The sequence below is a fragment of the Kaistella carnis genome (assembly GCF_003860585.1).
GTDB classification, from domain to species: Bacteria; Bacteroidota; Bacteroidia; order Flavobacteriales; family Weeksellaceae; genus Kaistella; species Kaistella carnis.
The window spans coordinates 1,452,333-1,478,625 of record NZ_CP034159.1 but is presented as its reverse complement, the minus strand read 5'-3'; the positions used below and the strand labels follow the sequence as shown (position 1 = coordinate 1,478,625).

The 26,293-nt window shown below is 35.6% G+C and carries 23 protein-coding genes and 2 pseudogenes; 15 read left to right on the top strand and 10 right to left on the bottom strand.

Annotated elements, in window-relative coordinates:
* Positions 1 to 4: 4 nt before the first annotated feature.
* Positions 5 to 2,599, bottom strand: coding sequence for a TonB-dependent receptor plug domain-containing protein (locus tag EIB73_RS06725; RefSeq protein WP_125023803.1), 2,595 nt, complete (start codon positions 2,597 to 2,599; stop codon positions 5 to 7).
* 192 nt (positions 2,600 to 2,791) lie between these two features.
* On the opposite strand from EIB73_RS06725, the gene EIB73_RS06720 reads away from it, so the two are divergent.
* From EIB73_RS06720 to EIB73_RS06675, 10 genes are all read left to right on the top strand, one after another.
* On the top strand, positions 2,792 to 3,469 hold the full coding sequence (locus tag EIB73_RS06720; RefSeq protein WP_125023801.1) for a response regulator transcription factor: 678 nt from the start codon (positions 2,792 to 2,794) through the stop codon (positions 3,467 to 3,469).
* Between the two features lie 42 nt (positions 3,470 to 3,511).
* Positions 3,512 to 4,543 (top strand): sensor histidine kinase, encoded by a 1,032-nt coding sequence (locus EIB73_RS06715; RefSeq protein ID WP_125023799.1) that lies wholly within the window; start codon positions 3,512 to 3,514, stop codon positions 4,541 to 4,543.
* 132 nt (positions 4,544 to 4,675) lie between these two features.
* The gene (locus EIB73_RS06710; protein ID WP_125023797.1) at positions 4,676 to 5,248 is read left to right on the top strand and encodes an IS1096 element passenger TnpR family protein; all 573 of its coding nucleotides are present in this window, start codon (positions 4,676 to 4,678) and stop codon (positions 5,246 to 5,248) included.
* Positions 5,249 to 5,404: 156 nt separating this feature from the next.
* Positions 5,405 to 6,754, top strand: a complete 1,350-nt coding sequence (locus tag EIB73_RS06705) for an alpha-amylase family glycosyl hydrolase (protein ID WP_125023795.1) — start codon at positions 5,405 to 5,407, stop codon at positions 6,752 to 6,754.
* A 54-nt stretch (positions 6,755 to 6,808) separates the two neighbouring features.
* Positions 6,809 to 7,249: a GreA/GreB family elongation factor gene (locus EIB73_RS06700; protein ID WP_125023793.1), complete on the top strand. Its 441-nt coding sequence runs from the start codon at positions 6,809 to 6,811 to the stop codon at positions 7,247 to 7,249.
* A 73-nt stretch (positions 7,250 to 7,322) separates the two neighbouring features.
* Positions 7,323 to 8,117, top strand: a complete 795-nt coding sequence (locus EIB73_RS06695) for a thymidylate synthase (protein WP_125023792.1) — start codon at positions 7,323 to 7,325, stop codon at positions 8,115 to 8,117.
* Between the two features lie 131 nt (positions 8,118 to 8,248).
* On the top strand, positions 8,249 to 8,473 hold the full coding sequence (locus tag EIB73_RS06690; RefSeq protein WP_125023790.1) for a hypothetical protein: 225 nt from the start codon (positions 8,249 to 8,251) through the stop codon (positions 8,471 to 8,473).
* A 45-nt stretch (positions 8,474 to 8,518) separates the two neighbouring features.
* A complete protein-coding gene (locus EIB73_RS06685; protein ID WP_125023788.1) occupies positions 8,519 to 11,029 on the top strand; it encodes a M1 family metallopeptidase in 2,511 nt (836 codons plus the stop codon).
* A gap of 458 nt (positions 11,030 to 11,487) precedes the next feature.
* Entirely contained in the window at positions 11,488 to 12,732 is a 1,245-nt protein-coding gene (locus EIB73_RS06680) for a copper resistance protein NlpE (protein WP_125023786.1), read from the top strand.
* Positions 12,733 to 12,914: 182 nt separating this feature from the next.
* Positions 12,915 to 13,829, top strand: a complete 915-nt coding sequence (locus EIB73_RS06675) for a DMT family transporter (RefSeq protein ID WP_125023784.1) — start codon at positions 12,915 to 12,917, stop codon at positions 13,827 to 13,829.
* Positions 13,830 to 14,038: 209 nt separating this feature from the next.
* Here EIB73_RS06675 and EIB73_RS06670 read toward each other — a convergent pair whose 3' ends face one another.
* Both EIB73_RS06670 and EIB73_RS06665 read right to left on the bottom strand, forming a co-directional pair.
* Positions 14,039 to 14,851 (bottom strand): metallophosphoesterase, encoded by an 813-nt coding sequence (locus EIB73_RS06670; protein ID WP_125023738.1) that lies wholly within the window; start codon positions 14,849 to 14,851, stop codon positions 14,039 to 14,041.
* 131 nt (positions 14,852 to 14,982) lie between these two features.
* A complete protein-coding gene (locus EIB73_RS06665; RefSeq protein WP_125023782.1) occupies positions 14,983 to 15,510 on the bottom strand; it encodes a hypothetical protein in 528 nt (175 codons plus the stop codon).
* 743 nt (positions 15,511 to 16,253) lie between these two features.
* Here EIB73_RS06665 and EIB73_RS06660 point away from each other — a divergent pair.
* A complete protein-coding gene (locus EIB73_RS06660; RefSeq protein WP_063970727.1) occupies positions 16,254 to 16,817 on the top strand; it encodes a Crp/Fnr family transcriptional regulator in 564 nt (187 codons plus the stop codon).
* 201 nt (positions 16,818 to 17,018) lie between these two features.
* Positions 17,019 to 17,696, top strand: coding sequence for a type 1 glutamine amidotransferase domain-containing protein (locus tag EIB73_RS06655; protein ID WP_031503614.1), 678 nt, complete (start codon positions 17,019 to 17,021; stop codon positions 17,694 to 17,696).
* 189 nt (positions 17,697 to 17,885) lie between these two features.
* Here EIB73_RS06655 and EIB73_RS06650 read toward each other — a convergent pair whose 3' ends face one another.
* The 4 genes from EIB73_RS06650 to EIB73_RS15195 all read right to left on the bottom strand — a co-directional run bounded on the left by EIB73_RS06650 (position 17,886) and on the right by EIB73_RS15195 (position 20,882).
* Positions 17,886 to 18,179, bottom strand: a complete 294-nt coding sequence (locus EIB73_RS06650) for a putative quinol monooxygenase (protein WP_088468742.1) — start codon at positions 18,177 to 18,179, stop codon at positions 17,886 to 17,888.
* A gap of 437 nt (positions 18,180 to 18,616) precedes the next feature.
* Entirely contained in the window at positions 18,617 to 19,471 is an 855-nt protein-coding gene (locus tag EIB73_RS06645) for a hypothetical protein (RefSeq protein ID WP_125023780.1), read from the bottom strand.
* A 53-nt stretch (positions 19,472 to 19,524) separates the two neighbouring features.
* Complete coding sequence (locus EIB73_RS15200) at positions 19,525 to 20,043, bottom strand: transposase (protein ID WP_228411297.1); 519 nt, start codon at positions 20,041 to 20,043, stop codon at positions 19,525 to 19,527.
* 11 nt (positions 20,044 to 20,054) lie between these two features.
* The gene (locus EIB73_RS15195) at positions 20,055 to 20,882 is read right to left on the bottom strand and encodes an IS110 family transposase (protein ID WP_228411296.1); all 828 of its coding nucleotides are present in this window, start codon (positions 20,880 to 20,882) and stop codon (positions 20,055 to 20,057) included.
* A gap of 589 nt (positions 20,883 to 21,471) precedes the next feature.
* Between EIB73_RS15195 and EIB73_RS15375 the strand changes: the two genes are divergently transcribed.
* Both EIB73_RS15375 and EIB73_RS15370 read left to right on the top strand, forming a co-directional pair.
* The gene (locus EIB73_RS15375) at positions 21,472 to 21,849 is read left to right on the top strand and encodes a phage integrase N-terminal SAM-like domain-containing protein (RefSeq protein ID WP_449404362.1); all 378 of its coding nucleotides are present in this window, start codon (positions 21,472 to 21,474) and stop codon (positions 21,847 to 21,849) included.
* Positions 21,807 to 21,998 (top strand): annotated as a pseudogene (locus tag EIB73_RS15370) (IS91 family transposase); the annotation flags it as partial. The gene EIB73_RS15375 and the pseudogene EIB73_RS15370, both read left to right, overlap by 43 nt.
* Before the next feature lie 248 nt (positions 21,999 to 22,246).
* Here the strand turns inward: EIB73_RS15370 and EIB73_RS06625 are convergent.
* The 3 genes and pseudogenes from EIB73_RS06625 to EIB73_RS06610 form a co-directional block, all read right to left on the bottom strand.
* Positions 22,247 to 23,320, bottom strand: a complete 1,074-nt coding sequence (locus EIB73_RS06625; protein ID WP_125023778.1) for a serine hydrolase domain-containing protein — start codon at positions 23,318 to 23,320, stop codon at positions 22,247 to 22,249.
* Between the two features lie 179 nt (positions 23,321 to 23,499).
* A pseudogene (locus EIB73_RS15185) lies at positions 23,500 to 24,177 on the bottom strand (DUF2461 domain-containing protein).
* Positions 24,170 to 24,637 carry a YdeI/OmpD-associated family protein gene (locus tag EIB73_RS06610; RefSeq protein WP_125023772.1) on the bottom strand — a complete coding sequence of 156 codons (468 nt, stop codon included), beginning with the start codon at positions 24,635 to 24,637 and terminating at the stop codon, positions 24,170 to 24,172. The pseudogene EIB73_RS15185 and the gene EIB73_RS06610 overlap by 8 nt, the downstream one beginning before the upstream one ends.
* 265 nt (positions 24,638 to 24,902) lie before the next feature.
* Between EIB73_RS06610 and EIB73_RS06605 the strand changes: the two genes are divergently transcribed.
* Positions 24,903 to 26,105 carry an IS256 family transposase gene (locus EIB73_RS06605; RefSeq protein WP_125021533.1) on the top strand — a complete coding sequence of 401 codons (1,203 nt, stop codon included), beginning with the start codon at positions 24,903 to 24,905 and terminating at the stop codon, positions 26,103 to 26,105.
* Positions 26,106 to 26,293: the final 188 nt, after the last annotated feature.

Here is a 26,293-nt window from a genome sequence, read left to right as displayed (position 1 = left end):
TGAGTTAGAAAGTGTAACCAACGGTCATATTAAATGAAGTTCCCTTTTTATAATTTTCCATCATCAGGGAACTTTCCTGAACCTGAACTAAACTTTTGTCGCCCAGTTTCAGTTGATATTCTGAATTCAATAAATTTTGAATGGTCAGTTTTACGTTCCAGTTTTTAGAGATTTGATTATTGTAAACGAAATCCAGTTGATGGAAAGGCATTTCGAAAATATTATCGAGTTGGGAGAAACCAACGCCGTAAATCTTTTTACCGGAAACATTATATACTAAGGAGTACGTTTTGGTTAAATTTTGACTGTTTTTGTATTCGTATTTCAAGTCTGCGTTCACGGTCCAGGGCGCAGCTCCTTGCAAAGCACGTTTTCTGTTGGCTTCCACATCGGTTTCTTTATTCTGATCTGCGCTTCGTTCTACATCGGAATACATAATTGTTGTATTGGCTCCTAAGGTAAACCGTGATAACGATTCACTGATTCTGTTTAATGAAAGTATTCCTTCCAGTTCAACACCGGCTAATGTTGCTGTTTTAGCATTAAAGAAGGTAATTGTTTGTCCGTTTGAATTTCCGGAAGCGATGTAAGAACGCTCAATTGCATTATCAATTTTCTTTGCAAAAAGGTTGACCGCAAACATTTCTTTATTGCTTGGGAACATTTCATATTTCAGATCAATATTATAATTTTCACTATTGCTCAGATCCTTATTTCCAAAGATATTTTCGTTGTCCGGATTGATATAAGTGATTGGCATATATTCAATAAGAATCGGTCTTGTAATGGTTTTACTGGCTGCAAAACGGATATTCGATTTTTCATTCAGAGCACGCTTAACCGACAAAGAAGGGAGAATATAATATTGGTTTTTGGTGATATTATCGAAATTGTCATTAATACCAACACTGATCGGTTTGTATCTCGTGATGTTGATGTTATTTTCAACTCTTCCGCCAATTAAAATGTCCCACAATTCCGACGGTTTATAATTAATGTTAAGGTAACCCGCATTCACAAACTGATACAAATTGTTTTTATATTCCGACGTTGAACCTTCGCGATAATGGTAGGTTCCATTTAAAATCGACTGATCAAAAATCGCTTGCGGCGTATCTCTATCAACCGTAACCTGTGATTGCGAAGGATCATTTAAAACAGAATAAATAAATCGGTAAGACGTATTTCGAACATCTGCAAAACCATTATACCCAATTGCCAATTGCCACGGATAATCTTTTTTATCACCTTTCTCTCCAAGGTTTAACGCATATTCCGCAAATGCTGAAAAGTAGTTTTTACCATTTACATCCAGATATTGTCGCAGTAAATTGTTTCCACCAAAAGATAAATTAATATCGTTTCCTTCACCAGGTTGTCCGTACATGATTTTACGGTCTGGTTGCTGATAGAAATTGTTCACCCAACTTGCGCCGGCTTTTAGAGAATGTCTGTCGTTGATTTTTTGTGACGCTGTTAACTGCAGATCTGTAAACCTTGAAATATCCTGTTGATTCACGCGGATAAACTGCTGATTATTCGTTTCTCCATTTCTAAATCCTAAATAATCCTGAATAAGGTTCTCGGAGTTTTGAAGAAAAAATCCATTTAAATTAATGGCGGTCCCTTTATTTTTAAAACCTAAACCTAACAGGACAGATGATTCGGTTTCATAGGTATATTCTTTTCGGTTGAGGTTGTTATTATAATCAATCGAATTTCCATTTAAACGAAACTGGTTTTTTACGCCATCTTTGTATTCATAATGGTTTCCTTGATTTAATGAAAAGAGAAAACCTAAGTTTGAAGTTTCACCGATTTTAAATTTCTGAGCCGTCGTAAAACCCAAACTCGTATTCGGTAAAGATTTAATATTATCTACATTCCAGCCTTCGCCAAAAGAATTTCGGGACTGATTTGCATTAAAATTGTAACTTGATGGTCGATAGCCTTTTACTTCATCTGGCAATTGTTTGTCTCTCGAATTCAAACCCACATAACCTTCGATAGAATTCGCGTTTGGATTAATTTTAAAATCATTTCTAAACGTACTCAAAGTATTCACTCCTATTCCAAATTCAATTTTAGAAAATGGTTTTTCGTAAGTTAGAGTTTCAATATCGAAAGTCGCTCCCGCAAAATCCGCATATAGATTAGAATTAAAAGTTTTGTAGATATTCAGTTTTCCCACAACATCGGTTGGGAATTGTTTCAAAGCAATGATTTTCTGAAAAGGATTATTTGATGGTGAGCCCAATCCATTAATTAGCAAAGTATTATAACGGTCTTCTAAACCTCTTACAAATAAACCTCGTCCTTCAACGCTGGTGATTCCGGTCACTTTTACCAAAGCCTGTTCGATATTTGAAATTCCTTTTCGGGAAATTTCTTCAGAACCCATTGATTGTTTTTGGATAATGGCTTTCTTTTGATCCACCAAGAGAGCGCTTTCTGATTTCTTATTTGCGGAACTTTTAATCGTTACTCCTTCAATTTTTCTTTCCTTGCTTAAACTGTCGTTTACCGTAACCTGTCCGTACAGGTAAGTCGCAGAGACATTTAGTATAACGAGTGCAAGACCCAGTTTTCTGATTTTCATTTCTTCTTTTTGGTTAGATTTCTTTCGGGACAAAGGAAGAAATTATGACTGCAAATGGTGTTTCGTCAGTTTTAATTTTATTTTACGATTGTTTTAACAAAAAGGCTTCAATGTTAATTTAATATGAATATTCATTCTTGCTGATTTTGGAATCATTTAAATGATTAATTTTGAAAGGATAAACAATGAATAATGAATCAGAAGAAAATTCTTTTAATAGACGATGAAGAAGATATTTTAGAACTCCTTTCTTATAATCTGGAAAAAGAAGGTTATATCGTAACCACAGCCAACAATGGAAATGAAGGCATTCAGAAAGCCAAAGAAATTATACCTGATCTTATTTTACTCGATGTCATGATGCCGGAAAAAGATGGTATCGAAACCTGCACAGAATTACGGACGATAAAGGAACTGCAAAAAACCTTGATTGTTTTTCTTTCTGCGCGAAGTGAGGAGTTTTCTCAGTTAGCAGGTTTTCAGGCGGGTGCCAATGATTATATCGTAAAACTCATCAAACCCAAAATTCTCACCTCCAAAATAAATGCGTTGTTGCAACTGAGTTCCACCGTGGGTCAACATTCCAAAATGATTACCATTGGCGATTTAATTATTGATAAAGACAATGTAAAAGTTTCCAAAGCAGGTCAGCCGTATTTTTTGCCAAAGAAAGAATTTGATCTTTTATATTTATTGGCTTCCAACACCGAAAAAGTTTTTAAGAGAGAAGAAATTTTAGAAAAAGTTTGGGGAAATGAAGTGGTGGTTGGAGAAAGAACGATTGATGTTCATATCCGCCGTCTCCGTGAGAAACTGGGCATTCATACCATTCAGACTTTAAAGGGAATTGGTTATAAATTAGTTGTGTAACTTTATAAATCTCGCAATTTTTAAGATCGATTGACCAGCACCATGAAATTTCAACGGCTTACTCTTTTGGCGTCCCTTGTCCTCACCGCAGTCATGCTTTTGCTGGCGTTAATTTTTGATGAAGCGAAAGAGAAATTTTCTACGACCGCGCAGGAATTTTACTGGATCTTGCTCCTTAGTTTTGTGGTGATGGCCGTGATTAATTATCTCGTCGTTGATTTCCTCTTTAATTTTTATGGGAAAAGACAAATAAAAAAAATTTCCACCATTTTACCTGAAGAAATCAGAGATGAAGAAGCTGATCTTAATTTCAAAGAATTAAGTCAAAGATTTTCTGATCTGAATTTAAAGAATACGACCGAAATCGATACCATGAAAGAAATGGAAACGTATCGTAAGGAGTATATGGGAAATGTTTCGCATGAGCTGAAAACGCCACTTTTCACCATTCAGGGTTATGTAGATACTTTATTGGAAGGTGGCGTGGAGAATCTGTCCATTCGCGATAAATATCTGGAACGGATTGACCGATCATTGGAACGCTTGCTTAACATTGTAAAAGATCTGGATATGATCAATCAGTTCGAAAGTGGCGAAATTACTTTAAACCAAAGCAGATTTGATTTAAATCAACTCATCCGTGAAATGATCGATCTGCTGGATCTGGAAGCTCAGAATAAAAACACGCGAATTGTCCTTCAAACGACATCGAATCAAATGTTTGTGCATGCAGACCGCCAAAAGATATCACAGGTTTTAATGAATCTCATATCCAACGCTATCAATTATTCCAATCGCGAAAGTGCAACGGTCACTGTACGAACGAGCCTTAAGAACGCCAAAGTTTTAGTGGATGTTGAGGACAATGGAATGGGAATAAAACCCGAAATGTTGACCCGTATTTTCGAGCGGTTTTACCGTGTAGAATCCAGCAGGAACAGAAATGATGGTGGCTCCGGATTAGGATTGGCCATCGTAAAACATATATTGGAAGCACACCAGGAAAACATTACTGCAGAAAGTGTGTATCTGGAAGGGACAAAGTTTAGTTTCTCTCTACAAAAAGCCATTTAAGGCAGCGCCAAAATGTAAGCAAAACTTTTTAAATAAAAAGACATCATTATTTTTCTTGCCATATTTCAATTGTTTTATATTTGTACCCGAACAAATACAACTAAAAAATAATCGTAAAAATTTAAAGTAATAATGGTTTATAAACTCCGAATTATTTTAGACACCAAAGAAGATATTTTCAGAGATGTAGAAATCAAATGCAAACAAACGCTTTGGAATCTGCATTTAGGGATCAAGAGTGCATTCTCGCTGATGGGAGAAGATTTGTCTCTATTTAATATCTTAGACGAAGAGGGCGTGGTCATGAGATCTGTACCACTGGAAGACATGAGTGATGATGGCGAAGGAGAAATTATGTCTGATGTTTACCTGACCGAAGTTTTTGAAAAACCGGGAGACAAAATTCACTTTCAGTATGGTTTTATGGACCTTTGGGAATTTTTCGTCGAATTGGTTGAAGTGATCGATGAGAAACCCGCCGTTAATTATCCGATTACGGTTTTCCGTTTTGGCAAAATGCCATTGAAAGCACCAAACAGAACCGCTGCGAAAGCTAAAAGAAATGGCGTAATTCCTGCGGTAGACGATTTCCCAAGTTTTGAAGATGAATTCAACGTTACTGCTTTTGAAGATGAAGATGACGAAACCTTTGATGATGAGGACGATGATTTCATTGACGATGCTTTTGATGATGATTTGGATTAATAAGCAACACTAGAATATAAGCCCCGAAATATCGGGGTTTTTTTATGGAAGTAAGGAGTGTAAAGGAGCTTATTCTTCTTTTGAAAAGTAATAAAGCGCTTTTACGGCTGTCAAAATTTCAATAATAAACAATATATTTGCCCTAAATCTTCACCTATGAAAAGACTTATGCTTTTAGCAATTTTAGGCTTGGGAGTGATTTCCTGCAGCACGCAAACAAATACAAAAAAAATGGATTTACCCAGCGAGTGGAAGCATACCACGAATATATACGAAGTCAATGTTCGACAATATACTCCGGAAGGAACTTTCCGTGCCTTTGAAAAAGAAATGCCCCGTTTAAAAGAAATGGGCGTTAAAACTTTGTGGTTCATGCCGATTACGCCGATTTCTCAGGAAGTCAAAAAAGGAACCATGGGAAGTCAATATGCAGCTCATGATTATACCGCCATTAACCCGGAATTCGGAACGATGGAGGACTTTAAACATTTGGTAGATGAAGCACACAAAATGGGTTTCAAAGTGATTATCGACTGGGTGGCAAATCATACCGGCTGGGATCATGTCTGGACCAAATCTCATCCCGAATATTATTTAAAAGACGAGGATGGTAAATTCCATATCGCTTCCGGAATGGATGATATCATTGAACTCGATTATTCAAATCCACAAATGCGACAGGCGATGATCGATGCCATGAAATTTTGGGTGAAAGAAACCAATATTGATGGATTCCGTTGTGACCTTGCAAGTTGGGTTGAAGTCGATTTCTGGGAACAGGCGCGGCCTGAAGTAGAGAAAATAAAACCCCTTTTCTTTTTAGGGGAATTTGATGAACTCGATAATCCGGAATATGGGAAAGTCTTTGACGCCAGTTACGTTTGGACTTGGATGCATAAAACAAAAGACTACAATGAAGGAAAAGTTTCTTTTTCAGACCTAAAGAATTTGTTGACAAGATATTCTAATATCGGTGATTCTTCCATGAGAGCTTGGTTTACCAGCAATCATGATGAAAATACATGGAATGGAACTGAGTATGAAAAGTATGGGGATTTGGCTTTACCTTTAGCAGTATTTTCAGTGACTTGGAATGGAGTTCCGCTGATTTATAATGGTCAGGAATTACCTTTGAAGACCAAACGTCTGGAGTTTTTCGAGAAAGATCCAATTCCGTGGAATGGTAAATATGAACTGCACGATTTCTATAAGACTTTATTGACTTTAAAAACCAGTAATCCTGCCTTGCGAGGTGGCGATCCTGTGGCATCAACTCAAATTCTAAAGACTTCTGCAGATGATAAAGTCATGGCTTACGTTAGAAAGAATGGAAAAGATGAGGTCTTAACGGTTTTAAATTTCTCCAAAGAAAATGTTTCTTTTACGATCGATGATGAAAATGTTTCCGGAATATTTAAAAATGTTTTTTCCGGTCCGGTGAAAGATTTTGCAAAAGATAAAAGTTTTTACTTGCCGGTTGGCGGATATGCAGTGATGGAAAAATAATGTTAGAACCCTTTCGGCTTTTTAGAGGCTGGAAGGGTTTCGAAATAAATCAAAATGAACAAATCCGAAATCCTTCAAATTATACAGGGTAGACTTTCAGAAAAGATCGCAACTTTAGAAAGAATGATATCTGAAACTCGAGCATCAAATAACGAAACCAAAAGTTCGATGGGTGATAAATATGAAACCTCCCGGGAAATGGTTCAGCAGGAAATCAACAATCTTCAGGTTCAGCTCAATGAAAATATTCAGGCGGGGAATTCTTTAAAAACACTCAACACCAATCTTCATCAAAAAATCGGTTTGGGAAGTTTAGTGCAAACTGATAAAGGATTTTTTTACATCGCCGTTTCATTAGGTGATATTACTTTTAATGGAAAGAAGATCTTTGTCATTTCTACGGAAAGTCCTTTAGGCAAAGCCTTAAACGGAAAGAAAAAAGAAGAAGAATTTTCTTTAAATAATCTTAAGCAAAAAATTCTAAAAATTTGGTAAATTTGAAAACTGATCTTTTCTGAGAATTTACATTTTCAAATTAGCCCATTATCACATCTTCAAATTAATTTCAATGCAAAATTACCTTGACCTCCTTCAACATATTTTAGACAACGGAACAGATAAAACCGATCGAACCGGAACCGGAACCAGAAGCGTTTTTGGTTACCAACTGCGTTACGATCTTTCAAAAGGTTTCCCGATGGTGACGACCAAAAAAGTCCATTTGAAATCGATTATTTATGAATTGCTTTGGTTTTTAAAAGGCGATACGAATATTAAATATTTGAATGATAACGGCGTTTCAATCTGGAATGAATGGGCGGATGAAAACGGCGATCTCGGTCCTGTTTACGGTGCACAATGGAGAAGTTGGACTGGTGCCAACGGAAAAGTAGTTGATCAGATTACCGAAGTCATTGATCAAATCAAAAAAAATCCGGATTCGCGAAGATTAATCGTTTCCGCCTGGAATGCTGCGGAAATCCCGAACATGGCTTTGGCGCCTTGTCACGCTTTGTTTCAGTTTTATGTAGCCGATGGAAAATTGTCACTTCAGTTGTATCAAAGAAGTGCAGATGTATTTTTGGGAGTTCCTTTTAATATTGCGAGTTACGCGCTTTTATTAATGATGGTTGCACAAGTTTGCGATTTAGAAGTAGGCGATTATGTTCACACTTTCGGTGATGTTCATATTTATAATAATCATTTTGACCAGGTTCATACACAGCTTTCCAGAACTCCGAAGACCTTACCAACAATGAAATTGAATCCAGAAATTAAAGATCTTTTCGATTTTGATTTCGAAGATTTTACGTTAGAAAATTATTCACCAGATCCCGGAATTAAAGCGCCGGTTTCGATTTAATTTACGTTTTCAAAGTTCAAAATCTTTGATAACGTTTCAAATGTACAGGTTTGAAAAAATGAAAAACCAAAGTGAAGTTAAAGCTTCACTTTTTTTGTAACTTTTCTTTTAAATTATATACCTATCATTCAATGAAATCTTTAAAAATCAACCTCGAAGAAAACGCAGATCTTGGCAAATTGACGGAGCTTTTAATTCAAATTAAAGGCATAAAATCTGTGGAAATCATCAATCATGAAAATGAGGAAAGTGATCTGAAAAAAGCGGTGAATAAAAGTAAAGAACAGTTGAAAAGTGGCGACTATGAATCTTTTGTGAATGATTTATTCGAAACTTTTGTCAATAAAAAATCCTAAATCTTTTAAAGGTTTATTCTTTAAAATAACAAATTATATAAATAAATGAAAAAGCTGATCATCTCCATTAGTTTACTCGGAATTTTATTTTCGGGAAATGTTTTTGCCCAAACTGAAACTTCCGGAAGAACCGAAGTGTACAGAGCGTCGCACACCAAAATGACCGAACTGAAACATACGAAACTAAAAGTGAATTTCGATTACCAAAAAGAACAAATGGGTGGAGAAGAATGGTTAACTGCGTCGCCATATTTCTATCCAACCGATTCTTTGGTTTTGAATGCGAAGGCCATGCTGATTCATGAAGTTGCGTTGGATAAAAACGGAAGCAAAACTCCTTTGAAATACGAGTATAAAGATGATATGCTCAAAATTAATCTCGATAAAATCTACAATCGAAATCAGGATTATACGGTGTACATCAAATATACGGCTCGTCCAAATGAAATAACACAAAAGGGAAGCGCCGCAATCACTGATGCGAAAGGTCTTTATTTTATTAATGCTCAAGGAACTGATCCTGATAAACCAACGCAGATTTGGACTCAGGGAGAAACAGAATCAAGCTCGGTTTGGTTTCCAACCATCGACAAAACGAACCAAAAAACTACGCAGGAAATATACATGACCGTTCCTGATAAGTACGTAACATTATCAAATGGTTTAATGAAATCATCAACCAAAGAAAGCAATGGTTTGCGAACCGATCACTGGGTGATGGATAAAAAACATGCTCCATATTTATTTTTCATGGGCGTAGGAGATTATGCGGTTGTAAAGGATAAATGGAGAAATATTCCTGTGGATTATTATGTAGAAAAGGAATATGAACCTTATGCAAGACAGATTTTTGGAAACACTCCGGAAATGATGGAGTTCTTTTCAAAAAGATTAAACTACGACTATCCGTGGTCTAAATATGCCCAAATCACCGCCAGAGATTACGTTTCCGGGGCGATGGAGAATACAACTGCGACTCTTCACCAGGAATCTGCTCAGCAAAAACCCGGCGACTTAATTGATGAAAACAGGTGGGAAAGTACCATTGCGCATGAATTGTTTCACCATTGGTTTGGTGATCTGGTTACGGCAGAAAGCTGGAGCAACCTTACAGTAAATGAATCGTTTGCCAACTATTCAGAATACCTTTGGAACGAACATAAATACGGAAAAGACCTTGCTGACTATGGTATGATGAAGGAGATTCAAGGTTATTTGATGGATCCTTCCAGCCCCACAAAAGATTTGGTGCGTTTTAATTATCATTCCCGCGAAGATATGTTTGATGGCGTTTCTTATAACAAAGGAGGCGCGATTCTTCACATGCTTCGCAATTACTTGGGCGACGATGCTTTTTTTGCAGGTCTGAATGATTATTTGAAAACCCACGAATATGGAACGGGTGAAGCCCATCAACTGCGCCTGTCTCTAGAAAAAGTTTCCGGTAAAGATTTAAACTGGTTTTTTAATCAATGGTATTTTGACAGTGGACATCCGAAAGTTGGTTACACCACAACTTTTGAACCTGTAAAAAAACAGGTGACCATTACCATAAACCAAACGCAGCTTGGGAAGAATTTTCAGTTTCCTTTGGCGATCGACATTTATGAAAATGGAAAGCCTTCCCGTAAAAACGTATGGGTAAGTGCCAAAGAGAAGAATGATTTTACTTTTACGGTGAGTAAAAATCCTGAGTTAGTCAATATTAATGCAGACGGAGTAGTGTTGGGAGAGTTTACCGATACCAAAACACCGGAGCAATATTTGATGCAGTATCAGAATTCTAAAGAGTTTTTGAGCCGATACAAAGCCGTAGAAAATGCAGTGGATCAGGTTTCTAAAAATCCGGTTGCTTTAAAAACTTTGATCGCTGCTTTAAAAGATTCGAACTTCAGAATCCGAATGAAAGCTTTGAGTGGTTTGGATTTATCAAAGACAGACCACGCAAAAGCTGCGCTTTCGGAAGTTGAAAAACTGGCTGCCAATGATCCGAAAACATTGGTTCAGGGCGCTGCAATCGCGGCTTTGGGAAAAACAAAAGATAAGAAATACCTTCCACTTTTCGAAAAAGGATTGAATGCGGTTTCCAATTCCGTAAAGGCGAATTCACTTACGGGAATCGCAGCGGTAGATCCGGCAAGAGTGGTGGTGTTGGCAGAGAAAGTAGATTTAAATGGCGCCAGTGACGATTTAATTTTAGAACTTTTACCCATCATTGTAAAAAATAAAATTGAAAAGCAAATGCCCGCTATTGCTGCGACGGTTGCATTTTATCCGTTCCTGAAATTTCAGAAACCGGAATTGGGAGCTTCTGCAGAAGAGGGTTTCAACTGGATCATGAGTTCCGATAACTTAAAAGCTACAGAGAATTTGACCCAAGTTTTAACGCAGGTTAAGGGCCAGATCGGCAATAATCCACAGGCGAAAATGATGATTGTGCAAATTCTGAAAGATGGTCTTGCGAAGAAAATGATGGTCTTAAAAGCCAATCCTTCCAGTCCTACTATAAACAAGCAAATCGACTTGATCAATAAAACGATTGAAGCGTATAAATAATCGAATTTGTTCTAAAAGAAAAGGCTGTTTCTCTGGAAACGGCCTTTTGAGAGTGATTTTATTTTAAGATTGAAGATGATATTATTCTAAACGTATTCTACCACACTCTTTAAAACGAATTGCATCAGAATTGAGAATGTTTTTTCTAAATTCATTTTGGCTATTTTCGTTCATTTTGACGAAACAGACTTCAACATGATTTTCCATAGTCGATCAGACCTAAAGGTTATCCATGTAGTTTTTATTTTCAGGTTTTTGTGCAAACTCGTTTAGATAGTCACATCGTTTGCGTGACGAAAAAAGATCTTAGGCAATCTCCTTACCTCGGATAAAAATCTTGCCTTTTAGCCGCTATAACTGTACAATTTACATGAATAATTTTTTTTTATAATTGTGTAGCGGCGCAGTTTTTGTGTACACCCATGCCTAAATCGAAATTTTAAAAATAACAATTAATTATGCGCAACTTTCTTTATATTATTATCGTTTTATTGGCACTCACTGCATGTAGCAAAGCTAAAAAACAAGAAACGCCAAAAGGGCAACAGTCAGCGGAATATGCTTTAGATGATCAGGGAGTTTACAAAGGAACTTACCCCTGTGCCGACTGTAGTGGTATTGAGGTTTCTCTGATTCTGAATGAGGATAAAACTTTTAGATATGAAACCGTTTATGCTGGCAAAGCAGATGCTGCTTTTACTTCTGAAGGAAACTATACCATCAAAGACCATATCTTAACCATTCAAGAAGAGGGAAAGCCTTTGCATTTTTTAACAGGTAAAAATGAATTAACACTTTTGGGAAGTGATATGAAACCCAATACCGGTAGTCTGAAAGCGTTGTACCAATTAAAGAAGCAACAGAAGTTTTCCTACCAAGGGGTGTATGAAACTTATCATGAGGAAAAAGGAAATTATACGGAGACCCTTTCTATTATTCCCAAAGGGGAGCAATATGAAATTATTTTTTCGTCATCTCCCGTAAAAGACCAAGAGAACTGCCGTTTTTCCGGTATCGGAATGTTGAAAAAAGATACGCTGTGGGTGAATATTGCGGGTAAAAAGGATCTGGCAAAAAATGAAGCAGTCTTGATGTACATTGCTCCTTCTCACGACAATTTAGGAGTAGACGTATTTACTGAAAAATTTGATGAGCGTTTTGCGATGATGCAGTATTGCGGGGGTGGCGGCTCACTGGCAGGAAAGTACCTTAAAAACAGGGTTGCGGCAAACAGCATTGGCGCTTATACCAATCAAAATACGATTGCTGAAGTATTGCAGACCATCCCTAATGCCCAGATTAACAAAAAAGTTGAACACGGCGAATTTGCAGATGATGTTTATAGCAATTACGAAATATCCAGCCCTGATAGCCAACTTCTTTTTACACTAAGCCCTAAAGATACCGGTAAGGTGAATCAAAAAATCAACAGAGTCTTGATCAACAGTCCTTTTTTTAAAACCGAAAAAGGAATCAGCAAAAATTCAACGTATGCTGATATTAAAAAGGCATATCCTATAACTAAAATTGAACCTACCGAAGGGCACATTGTGCTCACTGTAAATGAAATTCATGCGAGTTTTTCTATTGCAAAATCCAAATTATCCAAAGATTGGTGGAATGCTAAAACTAAAAGCGTAAACACCAACAGCATCCCTTTAAATGCGAAAATTGATGATTTTATTCTCTGGTGGAATGATTAAATGATAAGGTGTATAAAAGTGTTAGGGTAGAGACAAGAGGCAGAGAATTTCTACCTATTAATCGAAAAAAGGGTTACAATATCTGAAATCGAAGAGAAAAAAACTAATTAAACGACATTGGTAAACCCGCTACCAAATAAAAAAAATTAAATTTGCCAATCTAACAAAAATTCAACCTATTTATGAGGCAATTCATTCAGAACAAATATTTTTTACTCATTATCATATCCATAACCTGGGGTTCTTCTTTTATCCTTATTAAAAAATCTTTACCAGTCTTTGACCCTTATCAAATTGGAGCCTTTAGGGCGGGATTATCAGGACTTATTTTATCATTTATTGGATTCCCCGCCTTGAAAAAAATGACGAAAAAGGATATTTTTTGGATTGCCCTCTCCGGTTTATTTGGCAACTTTTTGGTCGTCTTTATTTTTCCCATTGCACAACAGGGTGTAAGCAGCTCGTTAGCAGGAATCATTAATGCATTAGACCCTATTTTTACACTCATTCTAGGTGCTTTTTTATTTGGAATTCGAAATAAGATGATTCAATACGCGGGAGCAATAATTGGTTTTGTAGGTGCTATTGTTTTAGTATATTCGTCTAATTCGGGAACTGGCGAAAGTCATCTTTATTATACCATTTTATTAACGATAGGTTCGGCATTGTACGCTGTTGCAGCTCTTATTATTGAAAAAAAACTAAGCCACATTAAATCGACCGATATATCAACAGGAATCTATACAGTTTGGATGGTGCCGTCTCTTTTGATTTTAGGATTTTCAGGTTTTTTTACAGATATTGATTATACCCAAAACGAAACACTCACAGCATTAGGTTATCTGGTATTTTTAACGGTCATAAGTACCACTTTGGTCATGTTTTTATTTTTCAAACTTGTTCAGGATACCTCTGCTGTTTTTGCAAGTACGATTTCACTTTTAATACCGGTAGTTTCAGTGATTTGGGGTGTACTGGATAATGAACAGTTTACCATTTGGTATGCATTGGGTGGGATATTGATTTTATTGAGTGTATATTTGATCCGGGAAAAGAAAATACCGAAAAATTCGACCGGGTCTATAACCAAGCTTTAATGTTGTTTAAAATATTTCTCTGAAGGATTCACCTCAGTTCCCAAAAAAAGCAGTCCTTCTTAAAAACTGCTCTAATATCCTAAATTCTAAAATCGATAACTCCATAAGGTGAGCAACTGGGGAGGAAAAACCACTGGAGGTTCCGTTTCAACAGGCTTTCATCTCGTGTCCTGCGGACAAGACGAAAGCTTAGTTATTACCAGTAGTTTTTATATTTCCATTTCTACCACTTCTGCTCTTGCCCCAAATCTAATTGGTAAAATACTCGTTCCAATTCCTTTTGAAATATACATTTTTGGTTCCGAGTCTTTATACCAACCTTTTAAATATCTTCCACTTCCTTGAGGTTTGAAAGGAACAATTCCTAAAAATGTAATTTGTCCTCCGTGAGTATGACCAGAAAGAACTAGATCAATATTTAAATTTCCTTTTTGTTTTGCAATTATATCTCTTTGTTCGGGACAGTGTGATAAAACGATATTTGTTTCAGTATCTTTTAGATTTTCAGTCGCTTTTCCGAAATCAGGATTGCCGCCAATTAAATCGTCAATTCCAATTATTGTTATATCACGATCTCTTATTGAAACATTTCTATTCTCGTTTATTAACAATTCGCAATTATTTTTCGAATAGACACTTTTAAGTTCTTCAAGATTAACATTTCCCCAATATTCCCAATTTCCCGTTATAGCGTACTTTTTAATCGAATTATCAATTAATTCAAGGAATAAGTTCAAATGTTCTATTTTTTCTGTTTTATCAACAGAATCTCCGGTGATGAATATTAAATCGGGTTTCATTGAATTTATTTTTTTCGCAATAGATTTGTGAAAGTATCTTAATTGATCTAAATGTAAATCCGAAATTTGTATGATTCTTATCTTATTCTTTTCCGATTTTGAGATGTCAAAATAATTCCAGTCAATTAAATATTTTTCAAACCAAAGTGAGTCCAAAAGTACTAATCCAATTGTGGCTAATATTCCTGTTTTTATAAATTTCCTCCTGGTTAATTTCTTCATTTCTAAAATTACTGGTAACGGTTTGGTATTTCTGTAGGAGGGATAAATATACGAAAACGTTCTACTTGCTAAAAACTAAATTAACCGCTAAAATCGTCGACGAAAACTAGATACCCGCTTGTATAAATATGTTATCTGCAGTACTTTTTTTCTAAATCATCAATTTCCTGCAGTAATATTTTATAGATTTTATGAATTTCCTCTACAGTAAGTTCTAATTTATCATCTATTAATATGAATTTAAAATTACTTGCAACTTTTTTAAATTCCGGGGTTGGTCTATGACTGTTATGTACAATTGATTGTCTTAGTTTGTTAAGTTCGTAATAAACTTCACTGTTGATAACATCAATATTTACTTCTTTCGAGATCTTTTTTCGATACTTATCTTCCCATATTTGATAAAAATTAACAATCGCTGATGAAGAAACTAAAAATTGATACTTACCATTATCAAAAGTTTCCTTAATCATATTCTCACCATCGAAACGAACTGATTCATTGATTTTATCTTCAATTACAAAATTTTCTAAAGTATGCTCGTTACTTTTTTCTACATAATATTTGTGAATATAAAATAAGCTAAAATGATTTAAACGATAACTCTTATAAAGCTCAGCCGTATCAGCGCGTAATTTGTCAAATAATTCTTTACACATAGTTTGGTGAAATATTGCAGATACGTTTTGGTATTTCTGCAAGTGGTTTAAAAATACGAAAACTTTCTACTTGCTAAAAAATTCAATTGATCGCTAAAATTTTCGATGAAAACTACTTATATACGTATTTACATTCTAAAAACGATATCCCCATAAGAGAACCATCATACTGCTGAAAAACTACCGGAGCTTCCGTTCAACGGGCTTTCATCTTGTGTCCTGCAGACAAAACGACCCGAACGAAGTGAACAGAGCGAAGCTAAAGCTTAGTTATTATACGACGTGTTTTTTTTTGAGATAAAATTTTTATTTCAACTGCGAGACAATTTTAATGGATGGTATACTTATATAGGTTCGTTAAAATTCCATTTTCCTAAGATTACCAATTTCAATGCAATCATCGCTGTGATAGTTTTGGCTAAAGAATTAACAGTAAAAATAGAGTTGTATGAGGCATTAGTTCCGTCAGATCCTGAAAACTTTTTTGCGATATTTATTTGTTGTTTCAGTAAAATGATAAACTGCTTTTTCGGATTTCTTTTATCAATTGATTTTTACAATCCACAAACACAAAAATAGGTCCGACCAAGATATCATTCTATAGCTTTTGTTTTCTCCAACAATCCATAAGAATTCCATCTACCATATTTAAAAAGCCCATCAAGAGTGATGGATTTTTTGGTTTCAATAGTTTACATTTGGAGGCAACAATTCTTTTGTTTGCAATTTAGAATGATAAAAATATGAGTGAGATTTTAAGACGTCAAATTGAGAAAATTACGCCATTAACTGACCAGGAGTTCGAGTACATCCTGTCTCATTTTACCTTGAAAAAATTTAAAAAGCATCAGATTTTAATTCAAGAAGGAGATACCGTACAAAATGATTATTTTGTGATGAATGGTTTGTTAAAAGCATCTTACCTGAATAAAGAAGGGAAAGAGCACATCATGCAATTTGCAATGGAAGATTGGTGGATTACCGATTATCAGGCGTATTTTAATCAAACGGAAGCTACTTTTACCATTGATGCATTAGAATCTACCGAAGTACTTACTTTGTCTCTCTATAACCGAGAGAAACTCTGTGCAGATATGCATAAAATAGAACATTTTTTCAGGAAAAAGTCTAATAATGGTTATATAGCACTCCAAAGAAGAATTTTGTCTCTGCTGAATAGCAATGCCAAAGAACGCTACGAACAATTTATTTCTCAATATCCCACACTTTTACAACGATTGCCCAAAACATTAATCGCTTCATATTTAGGTGTTTCCAGAGAAACCTTGAGTCGGCTTTCGGTGTAATGTGATGTAGGTCACAAAAAAGTTGTGAGGTAGGTCCTGTTGTTTGTGGAGAGGTGCATTTACCTTTGCACTATCAAATCATTAAAAATCAATAGTAAAATGAATCACAACAAGTTTTTATCCAAGATTATTTTCTTAACGGGTTGTATTCTTTTTTTAGGGATTAATATGATAAATGCACAAACAATAAAATCTAACAGAATGAGCAAAAAAGTATTATTCGTGGTTACGAGCCACGGCGAATTAGGAAACACTGGTGAATCTACCGGTTATTATTTAGGTGAAGTTACGCATCCTTGGGCGGTATTAGTAGATGCTGGTTACGAAATAGATTTCGTGAGTCCAAAAGGTGGAAATCCGCCGTATTATGGAAATACTCCAGATGATAAGGTTAATGAAAGATTTTTGGCAGATGAATATTATCAAAATAAAATTCAGAACACCATGACGCCTTCAGAAGTAAATCCTGATGAATATGTGGGGATTCTTTATGCTGGAGGTCACGGTACGATGTGGGATTTTGCAGATAATGAAGAATTGGCAGTAATCGCACAAAAAATCTACGAAAAAAATGGAATCGTAAGTGCGGTTTGTCACGGTCCTGCTGGATTGGTGAATATTAAACTCAGCAATGGAAAATACTTGGTAGATGGCAAAAAAATCAATGCTTTCACCAACGAAGAAGAAGCTGCGGTTAAATTAGATGAAGTGGTTCCATTTAGATTAGAATCTAAATTAATAGAACGTGGAGCCAAGTTTGAAAAATCTGGTTTATGGCAAACACACGTTACCGTAGACGAAAGAGTGGTAACAGGACAAAATCCTCAATCTGCTCATGCAGTTGGCGAAGCTGTTTTAGAAGAACTTAAAAAACTCTAATAGTTAAGAATAGAAAAGAGACTGTTTTCAGTCTCTTTTTTTTATGCGAAATTAAAATTTTCTTTGAATAATCAAGATAAATCTTGTATACACAGCAAAGGTTCAACCTTTCACAAAATGATATAAAAAAATGGAGCCGGGGAAATGCCTTGCTCCATTTAACTGTATTAAAAATTTGTGTTCGATTGCTTACTTTACTGCTAGTAGATCTACCATTTCAAGTACAGGTTCTTTAGCAAGTAATTCAGAAGCATTGGCCATTAAAGCCTTTGCAATCTCACCATTCAAGTGAGCATCTCTTGCATCTGTAGTTCCGAAAGTATCGAATATTCCAAAAGTAGAAGGACCGATTTGTAAAGCATACCATCTTACGGTTCCTGGCTCACCTTCCGCAAGTGGTAAGGCTGACTTTAGGAATTCCAATACGTCATTTTCTTTACCCGGTTTTGCTTCTACTCTAGCTAATATTGCAAACTTTTCCATAATTTAAAATTTTAATGTTATTAAGAGTGTTCTTCAACTCTTTCTAACAAAAATAGGTTTTCCTAATCAAACTAAAAATACAAAAGATGTTAAATAACGTTAATGTTAATCATCGAAAGTCAGCCAATTTTGTAATGTTCTCCCCCATCAGAATTTGTTCATCATAAAATATTTCATCCGATTCCTAGGAGAGTTTAACGTTATTGTAGAAAGTTACTAAAAAATGGAAACGACCAAAAAAAGAGATTCTTCTAGAAGTCTCTTCAATATCTTTAAAATTTTCCGTGGATAATCCACTGAAGCTCAAGAAAAGCTACCGGAGCTTCCGTTCAACGGGCTTTCATCTACTGTCCTTAGGACAAGACGACCCGAACGAAGTGAACAAAGCGAAGCTAAAGCTTAGTTATTAGCAGCAGTAATTCTTTCTCTGTCCATTATCATTGGTCGTCAATTTTGATAATATTTTGCACCAAATCTGTTCGTTTAAATTTATCAGTGTCTAAATCTAAAAATATTTTCTGTTTATCAACTGTTACGAAACCGAACCAAAGTAAAAATCTGTCAAAAGTCCGAACACCGTAACATCTAAAAAATTGTCTTTCAGGAGTAGAGTAGTCAGGTTGGAAAAACGTAATGAATTTTGGAAATGCTTTTAAATATTTGTCAGCATAAAAGTCAACCGTTTGTGGTTGGTCGCCATATTTGTCAAGCATAATTATTGAAAATGCCCAACCCAGTTGTCCGATTGGTTGTTCCGGATAACCGTCATTAAAACTCCAAAGAAACTTGTCTGTAAACGCTTTAAAAAACTGTTTGAATATTTGTAAGCGATTGTTAGTCTCAAGAAGTTTGGTTGCTGTTTTTGTCAAAGTTAGTTTACCTGATATTTTTTTTACAAGTCCTGCAAGTTCGACTGTCAGTCTTGCACTCCTGATGGAAATACTGTCTTCTTCTCTCCAAAGTTTAGTTATGCCGTTTTCTATATGTTCTTCGAGCAAATATCTCTTGTCGTAAAGTTCTACCATTACTTTCTTCGGTAATGCTCCGAGAGGTGTCAGCTTAATTTGTTTGTCACGTTGAATTATTTTCAAATAATCTTCTACAATTCTAAAAATAGGAATTTGGTCGAGGGTTTTGCCGTCAATACCTTCATGAAATTGAATTGGAGATTTGTCGCCAAATGTGTCGTAAAGTAAATGATGAATTTCAGTCGGTGATAGTCCCAAAAAGTCATCCATCGGAGAGTTGTTCCGTAGTAAGATATTTGTTTCTATGTCGTCAGGTAATTTCATTGTTGCATGGTCGTAATATTATTCTGACTAACGTTAATTTTATTTATTGAAAATCAGTTGGTTATAAAACTTAGATCTTCATTAGTCAAACCAAATTTAGTAATTTGTTTTTGAATCCTCTTTACCATTCCCATCTTTCTTTTTTCGTCAAGGAAAAGGTATTGTGTTGGTGGATTGTAGTTCTGACCTTTCACCAGCGTATTCCAAATAATGACTGCCAGTTTTCTGGCCAAGGCAGTCACAGCAGTGGCTCGTCCTTTTTTATAATTGATCCTCTTGAAGAAGTCAACAAGCCAGCCTTCTTTCAGATTCCCTATGGCATTGGCCGTGGTTCGAAAAGCAATTTTTAGTCTTGAACTTCCTTTTGGAATGTGATGAGACAAGACTTTCCCGCCGCTTATCTTGTTGTTTGGCGCAAGCCTAAGCCATGCCGTGAACTGTTTAGCAGTGGGGAATTTCCTAATAAAGTCTAATCCGATTTCAGCAATAAGGGTCATAATCAATCCCTGACTTACCCCTTCAATAGCCATCAGATCTACACCTTCGAAGTATTGGTAAGCAATTAAATTCATATCCGTTTGGCTTACCGCATTTTTGTTTTTTCGCTTGTGCTTTTTTTTTCAATGGTATGCTGTTTCTTATGGTCGTCTTTATCGATGAGTTCTTTCAGCAGTTGATCAATTTGTAAATCTGTCTCTGTGATTTGCTGTTGAAGGTGTTTATAGGAGTTCCATTCCTGTTGTAAAGCGAAAAGATAATCTTTACGACCCTTAAATTGGAGGGCTTTTGCAATTTCTTCCTCTGATTTCCGGCAATTATAATGACGGAGTTTTGCCAAGTCCTCACCTTGATGCTCACCATTTAAAAAAGCCTCAATAATCGATGATCCGGTAAGACCAACTACATCCCTTACCACGACTTCTAACCGCATATTCATCAACCGAAGGTATTTTTGAATTCTCCTGACGCATGATGCGGATTGCTTCAGCAGATTCTGCCGGTGTCTGGAATAGGTCCGTACAGTATCCGTGTCCGAATCTGGCAAAAAACTGGCACTCAAAAGCCCGAGAGAATGCAGTTTCTGTATCCACTGACAATCTTTAATGTCGGTCTTTTTTCCTTTGATGTTTTTGGTTTGTCTGCCATTCACCAAAATCACCTCAAAACCCTGGCCCACCAAAGTGGAAAATAGGTTTTGCCAGTAAGTTCCGGTGGATTCCATTGCAATGGAGGTAACACCTTTTGAGTGTAGCCAGTTACACATCTCGAGCTGATCTTGGCTGTACACCCCAAATTCTTTTACATCCTGCGCATTTTGCCCTACAGCTGCCCAGTGGCTGCGGCTGCCAATGTCTATTCCACACGCATTGGGATGTACCACTTCGAGTGAAATCTGCTTCTTAATTTCCATGTCTTAATTTTTTAAATTAAACCAATAAAAACTCCAAGGATTGCACTTTGCTAAATTTGAAATTATTCTGATCGGGATATCTGCTTTTGGCGGACTCACCATTAAAAACTAACACCGTCTGAAGTATTACTACCAAAGACTTTTGTGCAATCTTACCTGAATTGCAGACGGGTTTTTTAAACACCATTGCTTAAACCGGTCTTTTCAAGGAGCAGTATAAAGGTAAAAAAAATTGCTTTTGGGTGGGATTATTTTCTTCGTTAGCACGAAAACTCAACTGTTTTTCATGGTAGGGGGATTGCAGATAACGGTTTGGTATTTCTGCAGGCGGGCTAAAAATACGAAAACTTTCTACTTGCTAAAAACTTAATTAACCGCTAAAATCTTCGATGAGAACTTGATACCCGCTTGTAGAAATAGCTTGTTGAACTAAACCTCCGGTAGCTTTTCCTGAGGCTGTTTTATTAACTTTGTTTGATCATAACATAAAATAAAATCTCTAAAATGGCTACAAAAAAAAATCTCCGGAGGATTTAAGGACGAACAAAATTTTGAATCGCGCTTCAAGCGAAGTTAAGGTTTTTCGGAACTGATACAACGTTTCGAAAGAAATATTTCAATTCAAGGAAAAAGTCCCAGAACCTTTGATAATTATTCCCGTCACGTTGCAGCCTTAGCGCTTCATTTCGGTAAAGTCCCTACCGAATTAGACCCGGAAGACATCAAAGATTACCTTTTTGAACTTCAAAAGCGATCAAAAACCCCTTCTCAGTCGTACTTTAAACATACCGTTTACGGCCTGCGGTTTTTGCTAAAAACCGAAGGCTTGCCTTACAGCTACCTCCATCTTCCCGCGATTCCAAAAGTGAAAAAACTTCCCACTATTTTAAGCCGTGAAGAAATCTGGCGAATGCTTCAAAGTACAGCTGGGAACGTGGGAAATTCCATGCTCTGCAATCCGATTTAAAGATCAAGATCCCGGAGGTAACACCCAAAACGCTGCTTAAGAAATGTCGGTGTTGCAAGGAAGGAAACTTGATCACCATCGCCCTTTTCGGACAAAGAGGTCCGCCACAGGATTTTCTTTTCGTTACCCAAATTCTGTCTGCAAAATAAACTTTGTGGGTAAGGGATTTTATATCTTAAAAGTAAAGAAAAGCCGGTGAGTGCTTCAAAAAATCTCACCTCAGTTCCCAAAAAAAGCAGTCCTTCTAAAAAACTGCTCTAATATCCTAAATTCTAAAAACGATAACTCCATAAGGTTACCAACTGGGGAGGAAAAGCCACCGGAGGTTCCGTTCAACAGGCTTTCATTTCTTGTCTTGCAGATAAAACGAAAGCTTAGTTATTAGCTGTAGGTGTTATTATTTAATTTGCTCAATAAATTGAAAACCTATTTCATTTAACAAATCATCTAATCTAAAATCTCCACTTTTATTTGTCAAAACGGTAATTACAAGTGATTCTTTTGGATATATTCTATATTCTGTTGTCGTTCCTTGATAACCTCCATTATGTCCAAAATAATAATTCCCATAAAAATCTCTTCTTGAAGAAAAACCAAACCCATAACCTGTTTTTTTTCCATCAAGTGTTTCTTGAGTTTTAATGAGTTCTTTAATCGTTTCTTCTTTTAATAATCGGTCTTTATAAATTATTCCATTAGCTAATTTAATAATGTCTTCAGATGTAGAAATGTAACAACCTTGAGCGTGTTTGAATGTGCAATCCAGACAAGGAGCTAAAACATTTTGTCCTTTTTCTTCAATGTAAAAATTATTGTTTAAAGATTCGTTATTTTTAGAATCGGGAGTTATATTGTCAAGATTCAATTTATTTAAAATTAATTTTCGGTGACAATTTGTAATATTGTCTCCACATTGTTGTTCAATTATCAAACCAAGCAATTTATATCCGTAATTACTGTAACTCAATTGTTTTTTTGGTTCAAAAAGTAAATCATCATTTTCAAAAGAGTTATAAAAATCCGCTTGTGAATATGTATTTTTACAATCGTATCTTTCTCCAGATGGAACTCTTATAATTCCAGCCAAATGTCCGCCAACATCTTTAACTGTAAAGTCATATTTTTTCTTGGGTAATTTTTTCAGGTATGAATATACACTTTTATTAATGTCGATGGAGTCCATTTCCATTAATTTTCCGATAGTTAATGCAGTTAGACTTTTTGTCATACTTGCAATTCTAAATTTTGTTTTCGACGGATCAATTGGTTCTTTTGTTTCTAAATTTGAAACTCCAAATCCTTTTGAATAGATAAGTTTATCTTTATAGGAAATTGAAACAGCAATCCCTGGAATTTTATTTTTGTCTTGAAATTTCTCAACTAATTTCTCTGTTTTTTTAATTGAATTCTCAAAATTTTGAGCAGTTAAATTTAAAGATAAAATGATTAGAAAAAAAAAGTAATATTTCATTTTGATACGTGATTTTTTGGACACTTACAGCTAACGTTTTGCCGCTTTGCGAAGGCGGGGATTTTCAGTACTAAACTTCATTAGATGCACAAAGTTTGAATTTAGCACTTCACTGTCATAGAAGTATGAAGCCCCCGCTTTTGCAAAACGAAAGTTTAGTTATTAGCGGTTCGGGCTTTTTATTCGTCATACTCAATTGCTTTGTTTATGTAGTCAATAATTGGTTTTGTTGTTTTGTAAAAGTCCATTACAGTTTTAATACAGTCTTTACTTGTTAATACCTTGTCATTGAGCGGTTCTTTGGTGCAAAATCCTTTCATTTTCAGAAGTTCGTTTGCCGGATTAGTATCGTCATAGCCGTATGGCATTTTTTTGAGTTTTCCAACACCTTGTATTCCGTTAGGAAATGTTTTTTGAAATTCAGAAGTGGTTATGATTTTGTTGAAGGCTGTAAATGAATAATCAATCTCTTGACGAATTTTCTTTAAATACTCAGGCGTTGTCTGCCAAACTCCACCACCAACCGAACAATTTTATGGTTCTATGTGAATAAAATATTCTGCCTTGTTTGGCTGCGGGTAATTCTTGTTAAAAACAATTAAGACATAATTTTTGTAAGGTGTCTTATCTTTTGAAAACCTTAAATCTCGGTTTACTCTCGTCAAGCACTTTTTAGGGTCTAAGTTGGCTTGTAAAATTGCGTTATCAATCTTGGATAATTCTTTCAAAAGATTTTCAGTCAATTGAAGTATGTCACTTCTATAATTTTCGTACAAGTCCCTATTTTGCTCAAACCATTCTCTTGAATTGTTTAGTTTAAGATTTGAAAGGAAGTCAAGTGATGTCTGCTTAATCATTGCTTTTACTTAATTGGTCAATAAATTTCAAAATCACTTTAATTTGTTTTTCTTCCGATTTGGTAGAAGCAATTTTTCCAATAATTTCTTTTTGTTCTTCGTTAGTCAACTTTTTGAAGGCTTTCAGAACCCCTTCTCCTTTGAATGTTTCTAAGATTTCTTTTTCGGTAATTTGTTCTTTTGTAGTCAATAGGCAAAGTGTCACTGTAACCTTGTCGCCACCGCTTTTATTTATCGCTTTTCTGATTTTGTCGTTGATGGAAATTAGTTTGTCTTCGTCACCTAGTTTTGCGAGGTTGATACTTTCAATTTTATAATTGTCAATAGTGCCTGAAACTTTCATTGAACCCCATTTTCCAACTATGTGTTTCGTGTTTGGAATTTGGATATGGTAAGTCCACGCACCTTTGCCTGGTTGATATTTCAATTCTAATATTTCGTCTTTTACTAAGTATTCCATTCTGTTACGGGTTGTCTTTTAGCCTGACCGCTAACGGTTGGGTATTTCTGTTGGCGGGGACTTTTTATAAATGATCTTTGTAAATATAACAAATTGAACAATTAGCAGAAATCTTCATGATAGGAACTTCCGACCCGCTAATAGATATACGGTAGTGTTTCACTAACTGTGTAAGTTGAAAAATTATTCTGAAAAATTTTGAGCCTTCAAAAGCTCAAAACTTTTTCGGAAATAACTTTTTACTATTTTTAAACTTTATACAGTTATGATCGACAAAGAAGAATTATTAAACAACAAGGATTTCTACAAATCCTTCAAGAGTGGAGAAGATTTAACCTCTTTCTTCAAAACAATGCACAAACGAGCCGTAGAACATATGCTCGAAGCCGAATTAGATGACCATCTGGATACCGAGAAACATCAAAAAACAAAAGACGGAAATTATCGCAATGGCCATCAAACCAAGAAGATAAAAACCTCTTTTGGCGAAGATGAAATTAAAGTTCCGCGGGATAGGGAAAGTACTTTTGAGCCAGCCTTAGTTCCCAAAAGGCATAATATTATTGAAGGTTTGGAAAATGTTATCATCTCATTTTATGCCAAAGGAATGAGTGTAAGTGATATTGAAGATCAGATCAAGGAAATGTATGATTTTGATGTTTCAACATCCACAATATCCAGGATTACCAATGCGGTTTCCAGTGAGATTGTCGCTTGGCAAAATCGGCCACTAGAGGATTTATACCTCATTGTTTGGATGGATGGAATTGTTTTTAAAGTCCGTGAGAACTCAAAAGTTATCAACAAAACCATTTATCTTGCCGTTGGTTTAAGACGGGATGGAAGAAAAGAAGTTCTGGGAATGTGGCTTGGAAAAAACGAAAGTTCCAGTTTTTGGATGAGCGTTTTAACTGACATAAAAGCACGTGGCGTAGAAGATATACTGATCACTGCAACGGATAATCTCAATGGATTTACCCAAACTATTCGCAGTGTTTTCCCACAATCTCAAACTCAGATCTGCGTGGTGCATCAGATTAGAAATGCTTGTAAATACGTAGTTTGGAAGGACAGAAAAGCCTTTACTTCCGACATGAAACACATTTACAACGCTCCCACCAAGCAAGCCGCAGAAGCCGCCTTAAATGATTTTGCAGAAAAATGGGAATCTAAATATTCGTATGCCATCAAATCCTGGAGAGATAATTGGGATGAATTAACGGTATTTTTCGAATTTCCGGTGGAAATCCGTAAAATCATTTACACCACCAATTTAATAGAAAATCTCAACGGAAAAATAAGAAAATATACTAAAAATAAAATGTCTTTTCCTACTGATGATGCGGTTTTAAAGTCAGTTTTCCTTGCCTTAAGAGAAGCAACAAAAAAATGGACAATGCCGATTCGAGATTGGGGAATCGTATTAAATCAATTTATGCTTATATTTGAAGAAAGGCTCAAGTTATAAAAAACTCAAGTCTTAAACTTTTCAACTTACACACTTTGCGGGACAGTGTCAGATATACCTTCTTTAGCCACAGTTTTTAGTTCATTTTTGCGCCTAAAACTAATTAAATTGGAATTCCCCACATTCCCTAAAACGAATAGCCTCTGAATTTGAAATATATTTTCTAAAATCTGCTTCACTATTTTTAT